At 54.7% G+C, this 22,846-nt stretch carries 20 protein-coding genes; 9 read left to right on the top strand and 11 right to left on the bottom strand.

The genetic code is table 11. The features are described 5' to 3' along the window. The first annotated feature begins 69 nt into the window (after window positions 1-69). The 5 genes from AC5TBW_RS06940 to AC5TBW_RS06920 all read left to right on the top strand — a co-directional run bounded on the left by AC5TBW_RS06940 (window position 70) and on the right by AC5TBW_RS06920 (window position 3,707). Complete coding sequence (locus AC5TBW_RS06940; RefSeq protein WP_495511359.1) at window positions 70-1,485, top strand: RNA polymerase factor sigma-54; 1,416 nt, start codon at window positions 70-72, stop codon at window positions 1,483-1,485. A 98-nt stretch (window positions 1,486-1,583) separates the two neighbouring features. Next, on the top strand, window positions 1,584-1,892 hold the full coding sequence (gene hpf, locus AC5TBW_RS06935; protein ID WP_071692811.1) for a ribosome hibernation-promoting factor, HPF/YfiA family: 309 nt from the start codon (window positions 1,584-1,586) through the stop codon (window positions 1,890-1,892). 4 nt (window positions 1,893-1,896) lie between these two features. Then, window positions 1,897-2,367: a PTS sugar transporter subunit IIA gene (locus tag AC5TBW_RS06930; protein WP_495511358.1), complete on the top strand. Its 471-nt coding sequence runs from the start codon at window positions 1,897-1,899 to the stop codon at window positions 2,365-2,367. 89 nt (window positions 2,368-2,456) lie between these two features. Next, a complete protein-coding gene (rapZ, locus tag AC5TBW_RS06925) occupies window positions 2,457-3,392 on the top strand; it encodes an RNase adapter RapZ (RefSeq protein WP_495511357.1) in 936 nt (311 codons plus the stop codon). Window positions 3,393-3,437: 45 nt separating this feature from the next. Continuing rightward, window positions 3,438-3,707 carry an HPr family phosphocarrier protein gene (locus AC5TBW_RS06920; protein WP_495511356.1) on the top strand — a complete coding sequence of 90 codons (270 nt, stop codon included), beginning with the start codon at window positions 3,438-3,440 and terminating at the stop codon, window positions 3,705-3,707. Window positions 3,708-3,710: 3 nt separating this feature from the next. Here the strand turns inward: AC5TBW_RS06920 and pmbA are convergent, their stop codons facing one another. After that, window positions 3,711-5,051: a metalloprotease PmbA gene (gene pmbA, locus AC5TBW_RS06915; protein ID WP_495511355.1), complete on the bottom strand. Its 1,341-nt coding sequence runs from the start codon at window positions 5,049-5,051 to the stop codon at window positions 3,711-3,713. A gap of 124 nt (window positions 5,052-5,175) precedes the next feature. Here pmbA and yjgA point away from each other — a divergent pair, with 124 nt between their 5' ends. Next, a complete protein-coding gene (gene yjgA, locus AC5TBW_RS06910; protein ID WP_495511354.1) occupies window positions 5,176-5,697 on the top strand; it encodes a ribosome biogenesis factor YjgA in 522 nt (173 codons plus the stop codon). Here yjgA and tldD read toward each other — a convergent pair whose 3' ends face one another. The 7 genes from tldD to AC5TBW_RS06875 form a co-directional block, all read right to left on the bottom strand. Then, entirely contained in the window at window positions 5,698-7,149 is a 1,452-nt protein-coding gene (gene tldD / locus AC5TBW_RS06905) for a metalloprotease TldD (protein ID WP_495511353.1), read from the bottom strand. Continuing rightward, window positions 7,146-11,000 (bottom strand): YhdP family phospholipid transporter, encoded by a 3,855-nt coding sequence (locus AC5TBW_RS06900; protein WP_495511352.1) that lies wholly within the window; start codon window positions 10,998-11,000, stop codon window positions 7,146-7,148. Before AC5TBW_RS06900 ends, tldD begins: the two co-directional genes overlap by 4 nt. A gap of 2 nt (window positions 11,001-11,002) precedes the next feature. Continuing rightward, window positions 11,003-12,466, bottom strand: coding sequence for a ribonuclease G (rng, locus tag AC5TBW_RS06895; RefSeq protein ID WP_495511351.1), 1,464 nt, complete (start codon window positions 12,464-12,466; stop codon window positions 11,003-11,005). 70 nt (window positions 12,467-12,536) lie between these two features. Next, window positions 12,537-13,124 carry a Maf family protein gene (locus AC5TBW_RS06890; protein ID WP_495511350.1) on the bottom strand — a complete coding sequence of 196 codons (588 nt, stop codon included), beginning with the start codon at window positions 13,122-13,124 and terminating at the stop codon, window positions 12,537-12,539. Then, window positions 13,121-13,609: a rod shape-determining protein MreD gene (gene mreD, locus AC5TBW_RS06885; RefSeq protein WP_495511349.1), complete on the bottom strand. Its 489-nt coding sequence runs from the start codon at window positions 13,607-13,609 to the stop codon at window positions 13,121-13,123. Before mreD ends, AC5TBW_RS06890 begins: the two co-directional genes overlap by 4 nt. After that, window positions 13,609-14,571 carry a rod shape-determining protein MreC gene (gene mreC / locus AC5TBW_RS06880; RefSeq protein WP_495511348.1) on the bottom strand — a complete coding sequence of 321 codons (963 nt, stop codon included), beginning with the start codon at window positions 14,569-14,571 and terminating at the stop codon, window positions 13,609-13,611. The genes mreD and mreC overlap by 1 nt, the downstream gene beginning before the upstream one ends. Window positions 14,572-14,594: 23 nt before the next feature. Further along, a complete protein-coding gene (locus AC5TBW_RS06875) occupies window positions 14,595-15,632 on the bottom strand; it encodes a rod shape-determining protein (RefSeq protein ID WP_007114671.1) in 1,038 nt (345 codons plus the stop codon). 228 nt (window positions 15,633-15,860) lie between these two features. Here AC5TBW_RS06875 and gatC point away from each other — a divergent pair, with 228 nt between their 5' ends. From gatC to gatB, 3 genes are all read left to right on the top strand, one after another. Then, window positions 15,861-16,148 carry an Asp-tRNA(Asn)/Glu-tRNA(Gln) amidotransferase subunit GatC gene (gatC, locus tag AC5TBW_RS06870; protein ID WP_495511347.1) on the top strand — a complete coding sequence of 96 codons (288 nt, stop codon included), beginning with the start codon at window positions 15,861-15,863 and terminating at the stop codon, window positions 16,146-16,148. 71 nt (window positions 16,149-16,219) lie between these two features. Next, the gene (gatA, locus tag AC5TBW_RS06865; protein WP_495511346.1) at window positions 16,220-17,680 is read left to right on the top strand and encodes an Asp-tRNA(Asn)/Glu-tRNA(Gln) amidotransferase subunit GatA; all 1,461 of its coding nucleotides are present in this window, start codon (window positions 16,220-16,222) and stop codon (window positions 17,678-17,680) included. Further along, the gene (gatB, locus tag AC5TBW_RS06860; protein ID WP_495511345.1) at window positions 17,680-19,134 is read left to right on the top strand and encodes an Asp-tRNA(Asn)/Glu-tRNA(Gln) amidotransferase subunit GatB; all 1,455 of its coding nucleotides are present in this window, start codon (window positions 17,680-17,682) and stop codon (window positions 19,132-19,134) included. Before gatA ends, gatB begins: the two co-directional genes overlap by 1 nt. A 91-nt stretch (window positions 19,135-19,225) precedes the next feature. Here the strand turns inward: gatB and sixA are convergent, their stop codons facing one another. The 3 genes from sixA to htpG all read right to left on the bottom strand — a co-directional run bounded on the left by sixA (window position 19,226) and on the right by htpG (window position 22,808). Continuing rightward, entirely contained in the window at window positions 19,226-19,708 is a 483-nt protein-coding gene (sixA, locus tag AC5TBW_RS06855; protein WP_495511344.1) for a phosphohistidine phosphatase SixA, read from the bottom strand. Then, on the bottom strand, window positions 19,701-20,798 hold the full coding sequence (locus AC5TBW_RS06850; protein ID WP_495511343.1) for an NAD(P)H-dependent glycerol-3-phosphate dehydrogenase: 1,098 nt from the start codon (window positions 20,796-20,798) through the stop codon (window positions 19,701-19,703). Before AC5TBW_RS06850 ends, sixA begins: the two co-directional genes overlap by 8 nt. A gap of 105 nt (window positions 20,799-20,903) precedes the next feature. Then, window positions 20,904-22,808: a molecular chaperone HtpG gene (gene htpG / locus AC5TBW_RS06845; protein ID WP_495511342.1), complete on the bottom strand. Its 1,905-nt coding sequence runs from the start codon at window positions 22,806-22,808 to the stop codon at window positions 20,904-20,906. Between the last annotated feature and the right edge of the window lie 38 nt (window positions 22,809-22,846).

The following is a 22,846-nucleotide window of genomic DNA, read 5'->3' as shown; positions in this document are numbered from 1 at the left end:
CTTATTGCACTTGCACCTGGGACCTACTCGCACTAGGGTGGAGCATTCTGATTAACGAGTGGTTCTCAGATGGTCATGAAAGCTTCTCTTCAACTGCGTATCGGCACCCAGCTGACCATGACACCTCAGTTGCAGCAGGCTATAGCCCTGTTACAGCTATCAACGCTGGACCTTCGTCAAGAAATTCAACAGGCCTTAGATGCCAACCCCATGCTCGAGCAAGAGGATGAATTTGGCGAACAGGCAGTCAGCGAGCCCAAAGAGGAAGAGTGGTCAGAGAGCATTCCTACCGAGCTATCGGTAGATAGTGACTGGTCTGATACCTACCAAGACATGGGTAGCTATAGCGGCACCAGTGGTGAAGGCCCTGATTTTGAGCGCCAAGCGGCCGGACAGAGCCTTCATGGGCACCTGCTTTGGCAGCTCGCCATGACCGATTTTGGCGCTCGAGAGCAGCTTATCGCGGAAAGTTTAATCGACGCGCTAGATGCTAACGGCTATTTAACCCAGCCGCTCAATGACATTCGTGAAGGGCTTCGCGCGCAGGGGATTGATGGACTTAGCCAGCGTGAAGTGGAAACGATCCTGCTTAAGCTGCAGCAGTTCGAGCCAACGGGGATATTCGCCCGTGACCTGCGCGAATGTCTGATGCTGCAGCTGGCCGCCCTTCCCGATGACACATCTCTTCTGGTTCCTGCTCGCCGCTTAGTCCGCCAGTTTCTTGAATCGCTAGGCAAAGATGATATGCGCCTGCTGAAACGTCGCCTGGGGCTTGATGATGACCAGCTAGCGGATGTCATCCTACTCATTCGAAGCCTTGATCCACGTCCCGGTAGCGCCTATGGCGATACCGACGATAACTATGTAACGCCTGACCTTATCGTGCGCCATGATCACGAAGGGTGGCATTTGGAACTCAACCCAGAAGCATTGCCGAAGCTGCGCATCCAGCCTGACTATGCGAGCTTGATAAAGCGCGCTGACAAAAGCCAGGACAACCAGTTTTTAAAAGAGCATTTACAGGAAGCCCGCTGGCTTATTAAGAGCCTTTCCAGCCGCAACGACACGCTGCTGCGCGTTGGTCGTGAAATTATTACCCGTCAAATTGGCTTTTTAGAGTATGGCGAAGAAGCCATGAAACCGCTCATTTTAGCCGATATTGCGGAGGCCGTGGAAATGCACGAGTCGACTATTTCGCGGGTCACCACGCAAAAATATATCCATACACCGCGCGGCGTGTTTGAACTCAAATACTTTTTCTCAAGCCAAGTCAGCAGCCAGGATGGCGACAGCCACTCCAGCACTGCGATCCGCGCTAGGCTCAAGAAGTTGATTCAAGAGGAGCCGCCCGGCAAGCCCCTTTCGGACAGCCGGTTGGTCACACTCTTAGAAGAGGGCGGTATCCAGGTAGCGCGCCGTACAGTGGCAAAATATCGTGAAGCCATGGGCATTCCCTCATCTAGTGAACGACGTCGTTTGCGTTAAGATCGGTACACATTGCAGCGAAACTCTCGACAAGGGCTTTGCAACGCGGCAAAAAGGGTTACAATCGAAGTACAGTCCGATGGATAAGGAGAACGTCAATGCAAGTAAATATCACTGGTCATCACGTAGATCTGACTGACGCCTTGCGTGACTATGTCAACGAAAAGCTTGAACGTGTAGAGCGCCATTACGACAATATAACCACGGTGCAAGTCACCTTATCTGTGGAGAAAGAGCGCCAGCAGGCTGCCTGTACACTGCATGCAGCAGGTGCAGATTTACATGCAGAAGCCTTAGACAGTGATATGTACGCCGCGATTGACGCATTAGCGGACAAAATTGATCGCCAACTAGTTAAACATAAGGAAAAAGCACAAGCTCGCGCCCAAGGCGCAGGCGTGCGTTAATTCAATGACGTTGGAAACCATACTCCCCCCGGAACGCGTCCTTTTCGACGTCCCCGGGGGCAGCAAAAAAAGGGTGCTGGAGTTTTTCAGCACCTTTATTGCCCAAAACACCCCCAGCCTGGACAGCCAAGAAGTGTTTAGCCGCTTAATCGGCCGCGAGCGCTTAGGCAGTACAGGTATTGGAAATGGCGTGGCTATTCCTCATGCGCGTAGCCCTCACTGTTCGGCCCCCATTGCTGGTTTTTTAAAGCTTTCAGAAGCAATTGATTTTGACGCTATCGACGGCGACCCCGTTGATCTGGTGTTTGTGTTGCTGGTACCAGAAGAGGCTGATGACACACACCTCTCTCTATTAGGCCAAGTAGCCACCATCATGAACGATGCGGATACGCGCCAGAAGCTGCGTAAAGCAGCCAGCCAGCGCGAACTACTTGAGTTGCTTACTGCTAAAATTCGTGAGCAAACAACGCCTTAAAAACCTAAACTTGCTATGCGGTAGAATATGGCAGGCTAGTTTTCGCTCACCACCCTCAACGCAGCTTGATCAAAGCAAAGAGAGACTCTATGCAACTTGTGATCATTAGCGGCCGCTCTGGGTCAGGTAAATCTATCGCCTTACAAGCGCTTGAAGATCTTGGCTACTATGCGATTGATAACCTCCCCGCCATGCTGCTGGGAGCATTGGTGGACGAAATACGCGATCAGGGTGAACGCGCTCATTTGGCAGTCAGTATTGATGCCCGCAACTTGCCGGGTGCCTTAGAGCGACTACCGTCGTTATTAGCGGAGTTGCGCCAGCGTAAAATTGATTTTCAAGTCATCTACCTGACTACCGATGCACGCATACTGCTTGAGCGTTATTCGGCTACAAGGCGGCGCCATCCGTTAACTCGCGATAGCGAAATGACGCTAGAAGAAGCAATTAATAAAGAAGAAGAAACGCTGCACGATATCCGCGACCTGGCCGATTTATTGATCGACACTTCACGGCTTTCGGTACACGATTTGCGCCGCCGCATTACCGACCAAGTAGCCCATCAGCATCGCGATAAGTTAACACTAACCCTTGAATCCTTCGGTTATAAACGTGGCGTGCCGCTGGATGCTGACTTGGTTTTCGACGTGCGTTGCTTACCCAATCCTTATTGGGATCCAACGCTACGCCAATTTACAGGCCGTGACGCCAACATAGTGGCCTTCTTGAGCGGTTACCCCATCGTAGATGCCATGAGTAACGATATTCAGGCTTGGCTTGAACGTTGGTTGCCCGCTTACCAAGATAGTCAGCGCAGCTACATGACTATCGCGATTGGCTGTACTGGCGGACAACACCGTTCGGTTTATATGGTTGAACAATTAGCAGAGAGGCTTGCGCCTAGTATGGGTGAAGTTCAACTGCGCCATCGCGAGCTAGGGTTGCATTACACATTAAGTGAACAGCCCGCCACTCCCTTGGTCTGCGCACCCCAAACCGATGATGAGCAGCAAGAGACCTCTTGAGCGCTACTACCCATTAATGACACCACTCGGCGAAAAGGAACCAGGGTGCCAGAAAGAATACTTACACTCACCAATCAACGTGGGCTTCACGCTCGCGCGGCTACAAAATTGGTTAAGTGCGGCCAACAGTTCACGGCTACGATACGTGTTCAGAAACAGCAACAGATTGCTGACGCCGCCAACATCATGTCACTATTGATGCTCGCCGCACCTTGCGGTACCGAGCTAACCATCAACGCCGAAGGCGATGACGCCGAACAGGCGCTTGACGCTATTCAAGCACTGTTCGACGCCCGTTTTGAGGAAGATCAGTAGCTTTTAGTCGCCCGCCACGGTCATGGCATCAACCAACCAGCTACCCGTGTGAACACTGCCACGGGTATCGGTGTCATCGCCAATTCCCACTAGCCCAGCAAACATCCGCTCAAGATTACCCGCAATGGTGAACTCTTCAATGGGGTACTGTACCTTGCCGTTTTCAACCCAAAAACCTGCTGCACCGCGGGAGTAGTCACCGGTCACGCCGTTGACACCCTGCCCCATCAGTTCCGTCACCCAAATACCGCGCCCCATTGCCTGCAGCAGGCTCGCGCGCGATTGCAGCGGTGCCGCTATGCGCACGTTGCGCGCCCCACCGGCATTGCCAGTCGTTTGCATCTTCAGCCGACGCGCGCTGTAGGAGGAGAGCATATAGCTAGCGATGCTCCCCTGATCGATAAACCGATTATTGCGGGTTTGCACGCCCTCGCCATCAAACGGCGAACTCGCTGTAGCACCGACCTCCATTGGCCGCTCTTCAAGACTAAACCAATCGGGAAACAGCGGCGTTCCAAGCCGATCACATAGGAACGAGGCTTGGCGGTATAAAGCACCACCGGCTAAACCGCTCAGTAAATGACCAATCAGACCACTGGATAGTGAGGGGTCAAAGAGCACCGGAAAGGTGCCCGTGGGAGGACGTTTAGCGCCTAGTCTGCGCAGCGTACGCGCGGCGGCCTCACGGCCCACCTCAGCGGGGTCGCGCAGTGCCTTGGGATCACGTGCCGAGGTATAGTCGTAGTCGCGCTGCATACCGGTCGCATCTTGGGCAATCAGCATGCAGGACAGTGAATGGCTACTGCCCTTTTGAGTCCCTAAAAAGCCGTGGCTATTGGCATAAACACGCACCCCTTCACCACTCGAGAGTGAAGCACCGTCCGACTGGGAGATGCCTTCAACATCACGACCTGCCTGCTCACAGGCAAGCGCTAGCTCAATTGCTTCATCGGTTGTAAGTGCCCAGGGGTAATGCACTTTTAGATCAGGCAGCTCGGTGGCCATGAGGGACGCATCGGCCAGCCCTGCGGCAGGATCTTCGCCAGTGTAACGAGCAATCGCCAGGGCTTTTTCCACAGCAGCCTGAATCGAAGCACTGCTGGCATCCGTCGATGACGCACTTCCTTTACGTTGTCCTACGTAAAGCGTCACGGCGATGCCCTGATCACGGGATAACTCAACCGTTTCAACTTCACCCTGGCGAACGCTAACACCGACTCCCTGATCGACGCTTGCGCCTACTTCGGCAGCATCCGCGCCCAAGCGTTTAGCCAACGCTAGCGCCTCTTCGGCACGCGCGGTCAATAACGCCTGCTGGGCGGATGCATCAAATGCTTGTGCCATATAGCCTCCTTTCTCAACCGAATGTCTCTCAACCGAAGTCTTTCAAGAGAGTGTCCATCGGCGAATCAATGTTGTACTCGCAGCTGGTATAATGCCGCAACGAATCTTGTCTGTGAGTCACACTATGCGTAAGCAACGTCCCGATCCAGTAGAAGTAGAAGAGCAGGAAGAACGCCCAAGCAAGTCGCAACTCAAACGCGAAATGCATGCCTTACAGGCACTTGGGGAAACGTTGATCGCCATGCGACCAGCGGAACGCGCCCGCTTTCCCCTTTCTGACGATATGCTGCGCGCTATCGAGGAAACCTCGCGCATTCGTTCTCATGAAGGCCGCCGCCGCCACATGCAATACGTGGGCAAACTTATCCGTAAAGAGGATCTCACCGCCATTCAAGGTGTGTTCGACTCCATCGATCAGGAGCAGGAACAGCGCGACCATGCGTTTCACCGACTCGAAAAATGGCGGGAACGCTTAATTGACGAAGGCGACGCGGCGGTTGACCTGTTTATGGCAGAGCACCCTGATGCAGATCGCCAAACGCTGCGTCAATTGATCCGTAACGCCCAGCGGGAACGTGAGCAAGGCAAACCGCCGACCAGCTCGCGAAAGCTCTTTAAACACCTGCGCGAAACCCTCGCTCTTTAATCAAGACTGTGTTCCACCGACGGTCAGCTCATCCAATTTCAGGGTGGGCTGGCCCACACCGACCGGTACGCCCTGCCCCTCTTTACCGCATACGCCGATACCGGTATCCAGTGCCATATCGTGACCAATCATGGAAACGCGCTGCATGGCCTCTGGCCCGTTACCAATCAAAGTGGCCCCTTTCACTGGCGCCGTCACCTTACCATCTTCAATCAGGTAGGCTTCGCTAGCGGAGAATACAAACTTGCCTGATGTAATATCTACCTGACCGCCGCCAAAGCTGACCGCATAGATGCCACGCTTAACGCTTTTGATAATATCACTAGGCTCATCTTGGCCCGCGAGCATCACGGTATTGGTCATGCGGGGCATTGGCAAATGAGCAAAGGACTCACGCCGCGCATTTCCCGTAGGCGCCATTCCCATTAAGCGAGCATTGAGTTTGTCCTGCATATAGCCGGTCAAAATACCGTCTTCAATGAGCGGCGTGTATTGGCCCGGCGTACCCTCGTCATCCACGCTCATGGAGCCACGGGAATCCGATATCGTTGCGTCATCAACGATCGTCACGCCTTTCGACGCAACGCGCTCGCCCATTTTGCCAGCAAAGGCAGAACTGCCCTTGCGATTGAAATCACCTTCAAGGCCATGGCCCACTGCTTCGTGGAGCAAAATACCCGGCCACCCCGATGCCAGCACGACGGGCATTTGCCCAGCCGGCGCATCAATGGCCTCCAGGTTGACCAGCGCCTGCCGCACCGCCTCTTTAGCGTACTGCTCGGCTACCTGATCATCGCGCAGTTTAGCCATTGAAAAACGACCGCCTCCCCCTGCGCTACCACGTTCGCGGCGGCCATTTTTAACCGCAATAACACTGACGTTAAAACGCACCAACGGGCGAATATCTGCCGCCAGAGTACCGTCACTAGCACGAACCAGCACCACTTCATAAGTACCTGATAAGGAGGCACTCACTTGACTGATACTAGGGTCAGCAGCACGCGCTACACGGTCAGCCTGTTTCAGCATGGCGACTTTTTCTTCTGCGCTCAGGCCTGCTAAAGGATCAATGCCTTCATAACGCGACATGGCAGACACAGGACGAACTAATTGTCCTGGCAAACGCTTACCACTACGTACAATGCCAGCCGCGGTGCGTCCCGTGTCCATTAGCGCATCAGCGGTAATCTGGTTGGAGTAAGCAAAGCCGGTTTTTTCACCGGCGAGGGAGCGCACACCAACGCCACCATCAATATTATAACTAGCCTCTTTTACCTCGCTATCCTCCAGTATCCAGCCCTCTTGCCAAGTACGCTGAAAGTAAAGGTCGGCGTAATCTATGCCCGCACCCATGGCGTAGCCCAAGCCTGTCTCCAAGGCGTCTAAATCCAACCCTCCGGGAGTCAATAGGATGGCTGCAGCCGTATCTACATCACTTTTATATGCGGTCATTGGGGGCCTTCTAAAGTAACCTGCGGCGATGTCCAGGGACCTCGCACGCGATAATGAAGTGTCGTGGCGCGATCTAAGGTGTCGCCAAACAGTTGATCAGCGAGGAATAGCGCGCCGCCCACGATGGGCGCACCAACGGCAATGGCCGCGATGGGTAAACTTTGCGTCACTGGCAGTGTAACGCCGAGTCGCTGGTCAAGTTCACGCGAGACAAGATCGACATTGCCTGTAAGCGTTAGAGTGGTGGCGGGAGCGTCAATTTGCAATGGGCCGCGAAGTGTCAGTAGCCCACCGGTCACATCGGCAGTACCTTGAACACGATCAAACGCAGTGCCTTGGCCAGTAACGTCAGAAAAATCCAGGCGCAGCCGTCGTAATATGTTATCGAAATTGAGTAAGCCGATTAAACGCACAGGCGCCGACTCCAGGGTGAGAAAGCTACCGTCACGAATGTCGGTACTGATATAGCCATCTGAGCGACTAAGCGCCAACTGCCAAGGCGCTCCCGGCCAATCAAGCGAAGCGACCACATCAGTACTCCGACTACGCATGGCCACAGGCTGATCAAGACGCTCAAGGGCAGTGCCGATATCTCCGCCCTGAATAGAAATATTCGCGCGAGTATGGCTGGAAACCGAATCACCTTCCCAATACAGCTCACCCCGTGCCGAAAGCTGGCCCAGGGTCAAGCCTACAGGGGTAAGCGAAAAGCGCTCACCATCGGTTTTCCAGTAGGCGGTTAAGGGGCCAAAGCGACGCGTCCCCATGGCAATTTCAGCTAAGCGCAACCGCCCATTAGGTACCTCAGCCAACCAATCCGGAATAGCGATGGGCGCCTCGCGCTGAGTTTTGACCGCCTGCATCCAGGACTCGGGTGTAGGTGCATCACTGTCGTGTTGCACGTTGGCTAGCGCTAATAAACGATCAAGCGCCAGCGCCTCAATGGTCACGTCTAAAGGTTGCGATGATTGTGCATTGTACTGCAGACGCCCGGTAACAAGATTGCCACTCAAGTCCATATCGATCAGGCCCCCGTTCGCGCCACCGTTTGCGCTTAGGCTGCCTAAACACTCATCTTGATAAATTACGCAGGGCGTCGTTAACGCTACTTTCAAAGGGATCTGACTGTTACCACTGCTGGGAGTAGACGCCCCTTTTGCCATCAATGGTGCCATCGCCTGCTGCCATGCCAGTGGGTCAATACGCGGTACATCGGCATCAATGCTCAATCCAGGTTGAGTCGGCCAAGCGTGAGCGCGCGCTGCCTCATTGCCTAAATATAGCGACCCGGCAAGGGAGCCGTTACGCTGCTGAATTCGTGCAGATGCAATATCAGCCAAGCGACTTTCGAGACGACCAGCATTGATATCCGCGGTGACACTCCAGGGCCATGGCTGCTGGGCCGACTTCGCAAAGGGCGCCGGTAAATGGCTGGTAACACCGAGTAGACGGCTTTCCAGGCGTAGGGTTGGCGTGGGCGTTAAGCTGACGTTACCTTGCCACTGTAACTGCCCTTCTAGCGGCATGCGCCCTTGGTTTTCATCTAACCCAGCAAGCTCAAAAAGTGCTGAGGTTGCTACACTACCCTGCAGCTGTATCCCGTCGTTTTGGGTGTGAATATCTGCTGTTATTTGTCCGCCCAGCAGTTGACCACTGGCTTCGCCGACGAGACCGCTGCTCTCCCCATCCTGTAGCCACGCAAGGTTACCCTCAACCGTTTGGATGCGTAAATCCAGCGGTTGATACAGCACTTCCGAGAAGCGCGGCACAGCATTGATTTCCAGCTGCAGCGCGTCAGGCGTTTCCAATGGCAACGTCAGCGCAATATCACCGCTTACATCCCCCGTTACACGTAAATCACTCAGTTGAGAAAGGTCAATGTCGGGCATTGCCTGCAGAAATGACGTTAGCGCTGAACCTTCACCCTGCAGCTGGCCAGCCAACTTGAGCGTATCGTCCGCCATCACCACTTCCCCTTCAGAGACGGTAATGCCATGACTTTGAGCATTCTCAACTTCTGCTTTTAATATCTTGTTTTGCCACTTTAAGCGTCCCTCAACGTCGTCTAGACGCGGCCAGCCTGGCGCAATCGGCAGATGCCCTTGTGTAACCGCCAGCGCCAGTGTGGCAGTAAAGTCATCAGCGGTTACCGTTTTCCCTAATGGCTGACTCAGTTGCAAAGACCCCTCTGTCACATAGCCGCCAATATCATTGAGCAGCCATTCACGCAGACCATCGTCCATCACGCTAAGCGGTAACCACTGAGACAGGGGTCGCTCCAAGGCATCCACGTCATTAAAATCAAGGTCTAAACCAAAGTGCCCGCGCTGATTGCCCGTCACCAAACCGAAGCCGCCCGTTATCTGGGCACCATCCCAATCAACGCTAAGATTCTTACCACTCACCATGGTATTGGGGCCGTCATATACCCACTCTACTTCACCTTGCGCTCGTCGAAGCTGCATAGGAGCGGCAAAAAGCTCGGGGAAATAGAGGGTGCTATCGCCATTATTGCTAAACAGTACGCGACCGCGGAAATCACGCGCCTGGACCCAGGCGTCCAGCGGACCGCCACCAGGCGCCTGCTGCCAAGGCGACACTTCCACGCCGGTGAGCGCTGCATCCACTCCCCAGCGACCATCCTGCTGCCCGACATGCAACCCCTCGACTTGCCCTCGGGGGGCGAGGGTTTGCAATACTCGTGTGACAGACTCAGGGAGCAATACATAGTCGCGCCAAGCAGTCAGCGATGCTAGCTCAAAGGCACTGGTGCGTACTTCCCATTGCCCCGGCTGGTGGGTAGCCTGCCAATGACGTGGCAATGCGGGCCCTACGCTGCCACCGGGTGGCTGGGCCCATTCCACGCTTTCAGCGTCGCCGCTTAGCCACGCCTCTCCACCCTCGCCATCTCGCTGCCATAGGCCATTGGCCTTAATGTCTCTTAATACGGCGTACTGAACTTGATGGCGTAGCGTCAACTGTGGAACGTCGACGGCGACACGGGCTTCCTCAAGGCGTCCGGAGCTCCAGCGCCCCCATAGCCGAGCACTGCCCCCGGCCTGCTCTAGATAGGCGGCATGATCAGGTCGGAACATATCCGCCAGCGAGACTAATTGATCAAGTTGAATATCCAACTGCAGCGCTGCCGAAAAATCGCTAAAACCGCGTCGCCCGGGCTGCATCTCGACCTTCATTTCCGCTGCAGGAAGGTCTATATCACGAGCCTGCTCTAGCGATTCCGCTATATTGATAGCGCCTTCTAGCCGCGTCCGCCTCTCATCACCGGTCAGTAGCAGCGTCTCGGCATGCAGCATCACTGTGTCGTACCTGCCATGCAGAACTACGCGAGTGTCATCCACCCAAAGACGTTGGCGTAAGATTAAGCCCGCCCAGCTATCAATGGTGGCCAGGTCTACATCGGGTTCTGCCGCTATCAATAACGGTAATTCAGCGGGCTCGGGCCACTCCAAAGATGCCCCCGAGCCTTGATAGAGATGGAACTGGATACCGCTAATGCGCGCATCGCTAAAAATCGGTGCCAGATTGGCGAGCGACGCCCAGGTATCCAAGCGCAGTCCTGCATGCTCAAGGGAAAATAGCGCTTGCCCACCGGGGGTTTCCGCGTTCACCCCATCAAGGCGCAGTAGTAGGTCGCTACGGGCTAGCGAAAGTGATAAGCGCTCGATGGTCACCGGCACGCCAATACGCGCCTCAAGTAGCGCTTCAATACGGGGGGTAAGAGCATCGGATTGGCTGATTGCCAGACGCAACAGCAACAGCAGCACGGCCAAGCTACCCAGAAGCCAGGCCGCTATCAGCAAACTCCAACGCACAAGCGAGCGAGTCAGCATGATTACATCAGCACGATATCGTACTGCTCTTGGGAGTAGTGCTGCTCAACCTGAAAGCGAATTGTTTTATTGATAAACGTCTCCAGGTCAGCCACTGCCGCTGACTCTTCATCTAATAGACGATCAACGACGGGCTGCGAGGCAAGCACCATGTAGGTTTCAGCGCTATAAGCACGCTCTTCGCGCAAAATTTCCCGAAAAATTTCATAACAGACGGTTTCTGGGGTTTTAAGCGTTCCGCGGCCGCTACAGGTAGGACAGGCTTCACACAGTGTCTGTTCCAAACTTTCCCGTGTACGTTTACGGGTAAGCTGAACAAGGCCTAGCTCGGTAACACCGGTACACTTGGTTTTGGCGTGGTCGCGCTCTAACGCTTTTTCCAGCACCCGCAGTACCTGCCGCTGATGCTCAACATCCGTCATATCGATAAAGTCGATAATGATGATGCCGCCTAGATTACGTAGTCGGAGCTGGCGGGCAATCGCCGTCGCTGCTTCAAGATTGGTTTTGAAAATAGTCTCTTCAAGGTTGCGATGACCAACATAACCACCGGTATTCACATCAATGGTGGTCATTGCTTCGGTCGGGTCAATCACTAAGTAACCCCCGGACTTCAACTGCACCTTGCGCCCCAGGGCTTTCTGAATTTCATCTTCAACGCTATAAAGATCAAAGATGGGCCGCTCGCCGGGGTAATACTCAATCCGCTCAACGGCATCGGGCATAAACTCTTCGGCAAACTCCACCAGTTTGACGAAGTTTTCCCGCGAATCGATGCGGACTTTTTCAATATCGTCGCGCATCACATCGCGCAGCGTGCGCATAAAGAGTGGTAAATCATCATAAATCACGCTTTGTGGCGTCGCCGTCACTTTACGCTCACTCACTTTTCGCCATAAACGCAGCAAAAAGTGCATATCCCCTTTAAGCTCTTCGTCACCGACGCCTTCAGCAGCAGTACGGACAATAAACCCCCCCGTCACTTCCAGGGCCTGCTCAGCCACACTGCTATCCAACAGTGCTTTTAAGCGCTCGCGCTCGCGCTCATCTTCAATGCGCTGCGAAACACCGTGGTGCGGCGAATCCGGCATATACACCAAATAGCGAGAAGGGATAGAGAGATGCGTGGTTAAGCGCGCGCCTTTGCTTCCGATAGGGTCTTTGGTGGCCTGAACCACTAGCGCCTGACCTTCGTGAAGCAACTGCCCGATAGTTTGCTGTTCATCCTGCGGTGTGCCTGGCGGCATTACTTCATGGGCGTGAATAAACGCCGCCCGGTCTAGGCCAATATCAACAAAGGCAGCCTGCATTCCAGGCAATACACGCACTACTTTGCCTTTGTAGATATTACCCACGATGCCACGCCGACGGGAACGCTCGATCAGTGCCTCTTGCAGAACACCATTTTCAACCAGCGCGACGCGGGTTTCCATTGGCGTTAAATTGATGAGAACTTCACCGCTCATGCAAAATTCCTTGTTGGTTGACGTATTCCTTGCCAGCGATATAGGCGGCAACGCCCTCAATCCAAAGGAGTTAAACGCGCTGCCAGACAGGGACGCCCTGCCGGCGTAGCAAGTGCGCCGTCTCAAACAGCGGTAGTCCAACCACTGCCGAATGACTGCCTTGAATCTCTTTTACAAATATGGCCGCTAACCCCTGAATCGCGTAGCCGCCTGCTTTATCAGCAGGCTCCCCGGTTCGCCAGTAGGCCATGACCTCATCGTCTTCAATTTCACGCATCGTTACTTGAGTGGTCACACAGCAAGAAAGAACGCCAAGAGGCCCACTCACCGCCACAGCAGTCAGCACCTCATGACACCTTCCCGAAAGCAGCCGCAACATCTCAGCGCCCTCCGCAGCATCCACCGGCTTACCTAGAATACGCCCATCAACCACCACAGCGGTATCTGAACCTAACGTAGGTAAGTGGGTAAGAGGTCCCGCAGCCTCGGCTTTGGCAACCGCCAAACGATGCACATACGACACCGCCAACTCATTGGTTAGCGGCGTTTCATCGATATCACAAGGATGAACCGTGACCGGCACTCCAATTGATGCCAGCAAAGCGCGACGGCGAGGTGAGGCAGACGCTAGGCACAAAACAGGAGCCGAGATAGTCATGAAGCGGCCAGCCGACGCTCTAATGCCTGAAACATCGTGGACAACCACGGCCATAGCAACGCGCTGATCAGTGCAGGTATTAAAAAGGCTAGATGAATCGAAAAATCGCCCACGATAGTGCGCAGCCACTGAGCGACTAGCTGCATTAAGCCCAGCAGCACTAGCACCAGCGCCGACTGCTGCACCAGCGAATAGGCCCGAAAACGGGGGTAGACCAAGGCACATAAAAACGCCAATAGCGCATAGATCAGCGCATGCTGACCCAGTGCGGTGCCCTCAATTAAATCCATTAAAATGCCCAGTACGAAGCCATGAAACACGCCGACTCTGTCAGGAGCACGCATGCACCAGTAGATCAGCATTAGTCCCAACCACTCGGGGCGATACACCTGCCAACCATCGGCGAGTGGCATGACTTGCAAACAAAGGGCTAAGACCAAGCTAAGCCAAATAATCACTAGCGGAACAATCGGTGCACGTGGCATCAGGGCACCTCTTGAGATGATGCGTTTGAGTCGTGCAACGCATTGTTAGGGTTTGCTGAGAGCTGGTGCGAAGAGCGCAAGGCCTCAGCAGAGATATCCAGCGTGTCATCCCAGACATGCTCTTCTATCTTTTCTCGCGGAGGCGGAAAAAGTAGCAAGAAATGACGCGAGCGCTGCAGTTGAGCCATCGGTTCGGCCGTCACGCGGGCAAAAGGCTGCCCTGGGTCGTGAAACACCTCGGTGACACGTGCCACGGGGTAACCTGGGGGAAAACGACCAGCCAAGCCCGATGTGGTCAGTAAGTCACCTTCACGGATATCCGCTGTATCAGGTACGTGCATCACATTAACGCTGCTGTAACGTCCCGCCCCTTGGACGATAAACCGCAACCCATTGCGGTTTAACTGTACCGGCAACGCATGACTGGCATCAGCCAACAGCAGCACGCGACTGGAGTAAGCAGAAACAGCGGTGATTTGCCCCACCAAACCAGAGGCATCTATGACCGGTTGCCCAACATAGGCACCGTTTCGATGCCCACGATTGACCACCATTTGATGGCTAAAAGGGTCGTTATCCAGCGACAACAGCTCGGCCGTGATATAGGGAATATCACGGCGCGCAGCGGCTTTGAGCAAATCACGCAATTCGCTGTTTTCCGCCGTCAAATTGGCCATTCGCTGGCCACGATGGGAAAGGGTAAGAATCTGCTCACGCAAGCGGCGGTTCTCATCCACCAGCGCCTGTTGATCAGAAAGCGCAAGCGACCCCCAGTTCAACAGGTCGCTAGGTACACTCACAACCCACTGAATTGGAGCTACGACCATCGACATTTGGGCGCGCACTTGCTCCATACGCGTGAAACGATGGTCGACAAACATCAAAGCACTGGCAGCCAAGGCGCAAAAAAACAGCCGATAGCCCGGCAGTGGCCCGTGCGAAAACAGCGGTTTAATAGGCAATCCCCCCGCAATTAACCGCTGCGTTAGTCGCTCGACAGCAACTCAAAAGTGTGCTGATCAATCATCTCCAGCGCTTTACCACCGCCGCGAGCGACGCAGGTCAACGGATCTTCGGCAACAATCACCGGCAGACCTGTTTCTTCAGCAATCAGCTTATCGAGATCACGCAGTAGCGCACCGCCGCCTGTTAACACCAAGCCTCGCTCGGCGATATCAGACGCCAACTCAGGTGGTGACTGCTCAAGGGCGCTCTTGATCGCGGCCACAATAGAACCCAGGGTTTCTTGCAAAGCTTCCAAGGTTTCGTGGGAATTCAGCGTAAAGCTGCGCGGAATACCTTCGGCCAGATTACGGCCGCGTACATCTATTTCACGCAGCTCACCACCGGGGTATGCGCAACCGATCTCTTCTTTGATGCGCTCAGCCGTCGCTTCGCCAATCAGGCTGCCGTAGTGACGTCGCACGTAGGCGGTAATCGCCTCATCAAAGCGGTCGCCACCCACCCGAATAGACTCGGAGTAGACCACGCCATTGAGTGAAATAATCGCGATTTCAGTGGTACCACCACCGATATCAACCACCATTGACCCTTGAGCTTCATCAACCGGGAGTCCAGCGCCAATCGCAGCAGCCATAGGCTCTTCGATCAAGAACACCTCGCGAGCACCAGCACCTTCTGCAGACTCGCGGATCGCCCGGCGCTCAACTTGCGTTGACATGCAAGGAACGCACACCAGCACACGCGGGCTGGGGGTTAAAAAAGTGCTTTGATGAACTTTGCGGATAAAGTGCTGCAACATCTGTTCGGTAACGGTGAAGTCGGCAATAACGCCATCTTTCATCGGTCGAATCGCGGTAATGTTGCCAGGCGTACGCCCTAGCATTCGCTTGGCATCAGTACCGACTGCCGCGACGCTGCGCATATTGCCTGATTGGCGGATAGCAACCACGGATGGCTCATCGAGCACGATGCCGCGACCGCGTACATAAATCAGTGTATTGGCCGTACCCAAGTCGATCGATAGATCGCTGGAAAACAGCCCCCTCAAACGTTTAAACATGGATGTTGTTACCTAGTGCAGACCGGAAACCTGTGCGGATGCAAACGGTATCACCGCATCCCCCTGGCAGCAAGCACGAGTCGTGCCTAATACTGCCCGGCAAGGCCAATATGTGGTACCTTTTGCGGCTATTTTCCACGTCTGCTACACAAGACGTTTTTTTGATATCGGTATGTATACCGCTCAAAGCGGATATTGTTCCATTACGTTTACGAGGAAATCTCGATCATGGCGCTTGAAGAATCTCATGTGCGTCGGGCCGCTCACTTGGCCCGACTAGCCGTCAGCGATGACCAAGCCAGCGGCTTTGTAGACGACCTAAGCCGGATTTTGGACATGGTCGACCAGCTACAAAGCCTTGATACTGAAGGTGTAATGCCGCTTGCCCATCCATTAGATGCGACCCAGCGACTGCGCGCCGATGAAGTGACAGAATCTAACCAGCGCGATCTCTTTCAGCGCTGTGCTCCGGCAGTGGAAAACGGCCTGTATCTCGTACCCCGCGTTGTTGAATAAACGCGTGTTCGAGCACACTCAGACCACCCACATCGCCTCTTTTTTTCGCCCCTGAACGGAGCTTCCGGGTCATGTATGAGAAAACATTAACGCAACTCGCTGCCGCCTTAAAAAGCGGCGAGTTTTCAAGCCGCGAGCTGACCGCTCACTATTTGCAGCGTATTGAAAAGGCTGACGGCAAGCTGAATAGTTTTATCAGCGTGACCGCCGAGCAAGCGCTGAAACAGGCTGAAGTAGCCGACAACGCCCGAGCGGCTGGCACTGCAGGGCCTCTTGCGGGTATTCCCCTGGCGCTCAAAGATATTTTTTGCACCCAGGGCGTGAAAACCAGCTGCGGCTCAAAAATGCTGGATAACTTTATCGCCCCTTACAATGCCACCGTGGTTGAAAAACTGAATGCGGCGGGCGCTATCAGTTTGGGTAAAACCAATATGGATGAGTTCGCCATGGGCTCCTCCAACGAAAATAGCTACTACGGCCCGGTTAAAAACCCCTGGGACCTGACAGCAGTGCCCGGCGGTAGCTCCGGTGGTAGCGCGGCAGCCATCGCCGCAGGCTTAGTTCCCGCGGCAATGGGTACCGACACTGGCGGCTCGATTCGCCAGCCTGCGGCGTTTTGTGGCATTACCGGCCTAAAACCGACCTATGGCCGCGTATCACGCTTTGGCATCATTGCCTACGCCTCAAGTCTTGACCAAGCAGGCCCAATGGCGCGTAGCGCCGAAGATTGCGCGCACCTGTTGGGTGTTATTGCCGGTCACGACGGACGCGACTCTACCAGCGTTACCCGCGGCGTGCCGGATTATGTGGAAAGCCTTAACGCCCCACTCTCCGGCCTTAAAATCGGCCTCCCCAAAGAGTATTTTGGCGATGGCTTAGATCCGGACGTGGAAAAAGCCGTTCGTGAAGCGGTAAAAGTATACGAATCCCTGGGCGCCACGGTGCGCGAAGTCAGCCTGCCGCATACTCACTATGCGATACCGGCCTATTACGTTATCGCTCCCGCTGAAGCCTCTTCGAACCTGTCTCGCTACGACGGTGTGCGTTTTGGCCACCGCTGCGAGAGCCCTAGCGATTTGACAGATTTATATTTACGCTCACGGGCCGAGGGCTTTGGCGAAGAGGTCAAACGACGTATTCTGATCGGCACACATACGCTATCAGAAGGCTTCTTTGACGCTTACTACACCAAGGCACAAAAGGTTCGCCGCTTGATCCGTCAGGACTTTTTGGATGCCTTTGAAGATGTCGATGTGCTGATGGGCCCGGCATCACCCACGCCAGCCTTTGACTTAGGCGCAAAAAAAGATCCGGTGTCGATGTACCTGCAGGATATCTACACCATCGCGGTTAATCTGGCGGGCATCCCCGGCATCAGCGTACCGGCGGGCTTCTCCAATGGCCGCCCGGTGGGGCTGCAAATTCTCGGCACCCACTTTGCCGAAGCGCAGCTGCTTAACGTTGCCCATCAGTTTCAACAAGCGACCGACTGGCACTTACAACGTCCTGCCTTTGCCGAGGAGTACGCCTAATGCAATGGGAAACCGTGATTGGGCTTGAAGTCCACGTTCAGCTCGCAACGCGTTCAAAAATCTTCTCCGGCGCCTCAACGGCGTTTGGTGCTGAGCCAAATACTCAGGCGTGCGCGGTCGATTTAGGCCTGCCGGGTGTGTTGCCCGTGCTGAATGAGCAAGCCGTGGCCATGGCCGTTCAGTTCGGCTTGGCGGTGCATGCGGATATCGCTGAAGTATCGGTGTTTGACCGTAAAAATTACTTCTATCCCGACCTGCCCAAGGGCTATCAAACCAGCCAGATGTACCACCCTATCGTGGGCCCTGGCGACGTTGAAATCACCCTAGAGGATGGCAGCACCAAGCGAATCCGGATTCACCATGCTCACCTTGAGGAAGATGCCGGTAAGTCGCTGCATGAAGACTTTCATGGCATGACCGGCATTGACTTGAACCGAGCAGGCACGCCGCTACTGGAAATCGTTTCAGAGCCCGATATGCGCAACGCCAAAGAGGCCGCAGCGTATCTCAAGGCGATTCACTCGATCGTTACCTACCTGGGCATTTCCGACGGCAATATGGCGGAAGGCTCCATGCGTTGCGACGTTAACGTCTCGGTACGCCCTCAAGGCCAGGAAGTCTTTGGTACCCGCGCTGAGATTAAAAACGTTAACTCCTTCCGTTTTGTCGAGCGTGCCATTGCCTTTGAGGTTGAGCGGCAGATTGAGCTGATCGAAGATGGTGGCACGGTGGTTCAAGAAACCCGCTTATTTGACCCTGATCGTGATGAAACCCGCAGCATGCGCACCAAGGAGGAGGCCAACGACTACCGTTACTTCCCCTGCCCCGACCTGCTGCCGGTGGTACTCGACCAGGCCTATCTCGATCACCTGCGTGGCCAACTCCCCGAACTCCCGGCGGATAAGCGCGAGCGTTTCCAGAGCGAGCTGGGGCTGTCTGCTTATGACGCCAACGTCATCTCCGCCAGCCGCGATATGGCTGAATTTTTTGAAGCGGTGCATAACGAGTGCGGCGATGCCAAGCAGGCGGCCAACTGGGTACAGGGTGAGCTTTCCGGGGCGCTTAACCGCGAAAACCTAAGCATTGCCAATAGCCCGATCTCAGCGCGCCAGCTAGGTGAGCTGATCAGCCGCGTACTGGATGACACCATTAACGGTAAAGCCGCTAAAGAGGTTTTTCAGGCCTTGTGGAACGGCCAAGGTGAGTCTGCCGACGAGGTAATTGATTCGAAAGGCCTTAAGCAGGTCACCGACACTGGCGCCATTGAGGCGATGATCGATCAAGTAATTGCCGATAGCCCCGCCCAAGTCGCCCAGTACCGCGACTCGGAGCCGGAAAAACGCGGCAAGATGATCGGCTACTTTGTTGGCCAGGTGATGAAGGCCTCGCGTGGTACCGCCAATCCTCAGCAGGTAAACGGCCTGCTAAAAGAGAAGCTCGACGCGCTGCTGTAAAGCACCTTGATCTAGGAGCGTGGTAAAACCTAAAAACGGCTGCTCATGCAGCCGTTTTTTATGCTACATATTTTAAGAGAACAAACCTGAACTAGGCCAACTGACTAGGTTGAGTGAAGCGCTTCAACTGCGCACAGCCGGCTGCCCATACATCAGCCTCAAGCTCGGCGATGGCAGCGGTCGGGAAGCCAACGCCTTGGGCAGGGCTACCCTCTACCAACAACCCAGCCAGATCACCCACCAGCGGCATATGGCTAATTAACATAATCGGCGCATCGTCTGGTTGCTCAAGCAGCCAGTCGCTCACGGCACTGGGTGAGTCCTCCGGGGTAATAAAATCAAGCGTCTCAAGCGATGTTCCCAGCGCGTTGCACAGCGACTGGGCTGTTTGCTGCGCGCGGGCATAGGGGCTGGCATACAGCCTCGGCATAACCATCTCACCTGCCACGACACGCTCGGCCAGCCAGCGCGCCATTTTTTCCGCCTCCTGCTCGCCGCGGGGGGTTAACCGACGCGCATGGTCGGGATACCCCGGCCCTGCTTCACCATGGCGCATCACCAGCACGTCAGGCATTCTTATCTCCATTGTTATTAGCAGCCTGGTTGTGAGGCGCCTGGTCTCGATGCGCTTGCTTTACGGCTTCACGCGGCAGAATAAACTCTACGTCACTACTCTGCTCCCCCATCATCAGGGTGCGCGCCATATCTTGGGCGGGCACGCCCTCAAACAGCACATGATAAAGCCCTTCAGCTAGCGGCATATACACGCCCATTTCACTTGCTTTAGCGCAAACCAGCTTCACGGTATTGACCCCTTCAGCCACCTGACCTAGCGCATCTACCGCCTCTTCGAGCGTGCGCCCTTCGCCCATGGCATAGCCGACACGGTAATTGCGTGACAAGTTAGATGAGCAGGTAACGATTAAATCGCCCACCCCAGCCAAACCCAAAAACGTCATGGGATTCGCACCTTCTGCGACGGCAAACCGGCTCATTTCTGCTAGAGCACGCGTCATCAGCATGCTGCGAGTATTCTCGCCCATGCCTAACGCTGCGGCCATGCCAGCAGCAATCGCATAGATATTTTTTAACGCACCGCCCAATTCGACTCCGTGGCGGTCATCGCTGGCGTAAACGCGGAAATAACGACAGCCCAGTGCTTGCTGAACCCGGGTGCGCGTTAGCGGGTCGGCACTGGCAATCACGGTCGCAGTTAGCTGCTTATCAGCGATTTCAGAGGCCAAATTGGGCCCTGCAATGACGCCGATATGGGTATAGCCTGTCTCCTGCTCAAGCACTTGGCTCATGAGCAGAAAGCTATCTTGCTCTATCCCTTTGGTGGTGCTCACCAGTATCTGCTCAGGCCTCAACCACGCTTTCGCTGCTTGCACCACACTGCGAAAGGCTTTGGATGGGATCGCAATCAGCACCAGCTCCGCGTCTGCCAGTACGGCTTGGAGGTCAGTAGAAGCCTGCACGGCGGGATTTATCACATAGTGAGGCAGATAGCGTCCGTTACGATGCTCGTGATTGATTTGCGCGACCAGCGCTTCATCGCGCATCCACTGATGCACGCGGGCGCCATTATCGGCGGCAATACTCGCCAGGGCGGTACCGAAACTACCGCCCCCCAGTACCGCGACGTTGATTTGCTGCTCAGCCATGGTGATGTCCTAGTAAGTCTTGCAGAACGTATATCCCTACTGTACCAAAACAGACGGCCCGCTGAGGTAACCAAGCGGGCCGTCATTAACGTAGCAAGTGCTAGCTTAAGCAGTCAGCACGCTATTTAAACGCTTCACGTAGGCGGCTGGGTCATCCAAATGACCGCCTTCGGCGATGATGGCTTGATCCAGCAAGATGTAGGAGAGCTGGGTAAAGAGATCGCCTTCAGCCCCTTCTAAACGCGCCACCAGCGCGTGACTAGGATTCAGCTCAAGAATTGGCTTCACCTCCGGCAGCGGCTGGCCAGCGGCCTCCATGATCCGGCGCATTTGATAGCCCATCTCATGTTCCGGCAATACCACGCAGGCCGGAGAGTCCGTGAGGCGGTGGGTGACTTTCACATCTTGCACCCCATCGCCTAACGCTTCTTTAACGCGCTTGACCAGATCCTCTTTGGCTTTAGCGGTCTCTTCCTGAGCTTTCTTCTCGTCGGCATCTTCAACATCGCCCAAATCCAATTCGCCTTTGGCCACATCGGCAAAGGTTTTGCCATCAAACTCGGTGAGATGACTCATCAGCCAATCATCAATGCGGTCTGAAAGCAGCAGGACTTCGATGCCTTTCTTGCGGAAGATTTCCAGGTGCGGGCTATTTTTTGCCGCGTTGAAACTATCAGCCACAACGTAGTAAATCTTCTGCTGACCCTCTTTCATACGCTCGACGTAGTCGGCCAGCGCATGTTCCTGGGTGGCGGTATCAGAGTGGGTAGAAGCAAAGCGCAACAAGCCAGCGATTTTTTCGCGGTTAGATGGATCTTCACCCGGTCCCTCTTTCAACACGCTGCCGAAGGTGTTCCAGAAAGTCTGATACTGCTCTTTATCCTTGGTGAGCTTTTTCAGCATATCCAAGCCGCGCTTGGTGAGCGCTGCTTTGATCTTGTCGACATTAGGATCTTGCTGGAGCAGTTCACGTGACACATTGAGCGACAATTCGCGGGTATCCAGCACACCCTTGATGAAGCGCAGATAGAGCGGCAGGAACTGTTCTGCGTCATCCATAATGAACACGCGCTGAACATAAAGTTTAACGCCCCGGGCGCCGTCGCGGTCAAACATATCAAACGGTGCACGGCCTGGCACATAGAGCAGGCTGGTGTACTCAAGCTTGCCTTCGACCTTATTGTGGCTCCAGGTCAGCGGGTCAGAAAAATCGTGAGCAACGTGCTTATAGAACGCCTTGTACTCATCGTCGGAAACCTCGCCTTTGGGGCGCGACCATAGTGCTGTAGCCTCATTAACGGTTTCCCAGGTAGTTACCTCACTACCCTCGATACTGTTGCCTTCATCGTCTTTTGCCGTTTCAGTCTTCGGCATGCGTACGGGCACTTCGATATGATCCGAATACTTGCGAACCAACCCCTGCAGGCGATAGTCATCGGCAAACTCTTTGGCGTCCTCTTTAAGGTGCAGAGTAATTTCCGTACCGTGCTGTGCACGCTCAATATCGGCAACGGTAAACTCCCCTTCCCCTTTCGAGCGCCACTCAACGCCTTCAGCAGCGTCAGTGCCTGCCTTGCGGGTACGCACTGTAATTTCATCAGCAACGATAAAACCAGAGTAGAAGCCAACACCGAACTGACCAATCAACTTGGCGTCTTTTTGCTGCTCGCCGGAAAGCTGCTTGAGAAATTCAGCCGTTCCTGAGCGCGCAATCGTACCCAAGTTAGCGATGACGTCTTCGCGGTTCATGCCTACGCCGTTATCACGCAGGGTAATCGTGTTGGCTTCGCGGTCATGCTCGATTTCAATACGCAGCTCACTGTCGCCTTCATAGAGCGCATCGTTATCGAGGGCCGCGTAACGTAGCTTGTCGCAGGCGTCAGCGCCGTTTGAGATAAGCTCGCGTAAGAAAATCTCCCGGTTGGAGTACAGGGAGTGAATCATCAAATTCAAGAGTTGCTTAACTTCCGTTTGAAAGCCAAGTGTTTCTTCGTGGGTAGCAGTAGTCATGCGCTTAGCCCTTATAGATCACGTTGAGTCATTTGCCC

Source organism: Vreelandella sp. ssv, from assembly GCF_059448525.1.
The sequence above is the reverse complement of the archived record's forward strand: the minus strand, read 5'-3'. Positions and strand labels throughout refer to the sequence as shown.

Excerpts from the sequence above, each read along its gene's own strand:
- hpf (WP_071692811.1), top strand. The coding sequence starts at position 1,584 with ATGCAAGTAAATATCACTGGTCATCACGTAGATCTGACTGACGCCTTG.
- sixA (WP_495511344.1), bottom strand. The coding sequence starts at position 19,708 with ATGCCTGACGTGCTGGTGATGCGCCATGGTGAAGCAGGGCCGGGGTAT.
- mreD (WP_495511349.1), bottom strand. The coding sequence starts at position 13,609 with ATGCCACGTGCACCGATTGTTCCGCTAGTGATTATTTGGCTTAGCTTG.
- AC5TBW_RS06900 (WP_495511352.1), bottom strand. The coding sequence starts at position 11,000 with ATGCTGACTCGCTCGCTTGTGCGTTGGAGTTTGCTGATAGCGGCCTGG.
- AC5TBW_RS06940 (WP_495511359.1), top strand. The coding sequence starts at position 70 with ATGGTCATGAAAGCTTCTCTTCAACTGCGTATCGGCACCCAGCTGACC.
- htpG (WP_495511342.1), bottom strand. The coding sequence starts at position 22,808 with ATGACTACTGCTACCCACGAAGAAACACTTGGCTTTCAAACGGAAGTT.
- AC5TBW_RS06850 (WP_495511343.1), bottom strand. The coding sequence starts at position 20,798 with ATGGCTGAGCAGCAAATCAACGTCGCGGTACTGGGGGGCGGTAGTTTC.
- yjgA (WP_495511354.1), top strand. The coding sequence starts at position 5,176 with ATGCGTAAGCAACGTCCCGATCCAGTAGAAGTAGAAGAGCAGGAAGAA.
- gatB (WP_495511345.1), top strand. The coding sequence starts at position 17,680 with ATGCAATGGGAAACCGTGATTGGGCTTGAAGTCCACGTTCAGCTCGCA.
- pmbA (WP_495511355.1), bottom strand. The coding sequence starts at position 5,051 with ATGGCACAAGCATTTGATGCATCCGCCCAGCAGGCGTTATTGACCGCG.
- gatC (WP_495511347.1), top strand. The coding sequence starts at position 15,861 with ATGGCGCTTGAAGAATCTCATGTGCGTCGGGCCGCTCACTTGGCCCGA.
- gatA (WP_495511346.1), top strand. The coding sequence starts at position 16,220 with ATGTATGAGAAAACATTAACGCAACTCGCTGCCGCCTTAAAAAGCGGC.
- tldD (WP_495511353.1), bottom strand. The coding sequence starts at position 7,149 with ATGACCGCATATAAAAGTGATGTAGATACGGCTGCAGCCATCCTATTG.
- rapZ (WP_495511357.1), top strand. The coding sequence starts at position 2,457 with ATGCAACTTGTGATCATTAGCGGCCGCTCTGGGTCAGGTAAATCTATC.
- AC5TBW_RS06890 (WP_495511350.1), bottom strand. The coding sequence starts at position 13,124 with ATGACTATCTCGGCTCCTGTTTTGTGCCTAGCGTCTGCCTCACCTCGC.
- rng (WP_495511351.1), bottom strand. The coding sequence starts at position 12,466 with ATGAGCGGTGAAGTTCTCATCAATTTAACGCCAATGGAAACCCGCGTC.
- AC5TBW_RS06875 (WP_007114671.1), bottom strand. The coding sequence starts at position 15,632 with ATGTTTAAACGTTTGAGGGGGCTGTTTTCCAGCGATCTATCGATCGAC.
- AC5TBW_RS06930 (WP_495511358.1), top strand. The coding sequence starts at position 1,897 with ATGACGTTGGAAACCATACTCCCCCCGGAACGCGTCCTTTTCGACGTC.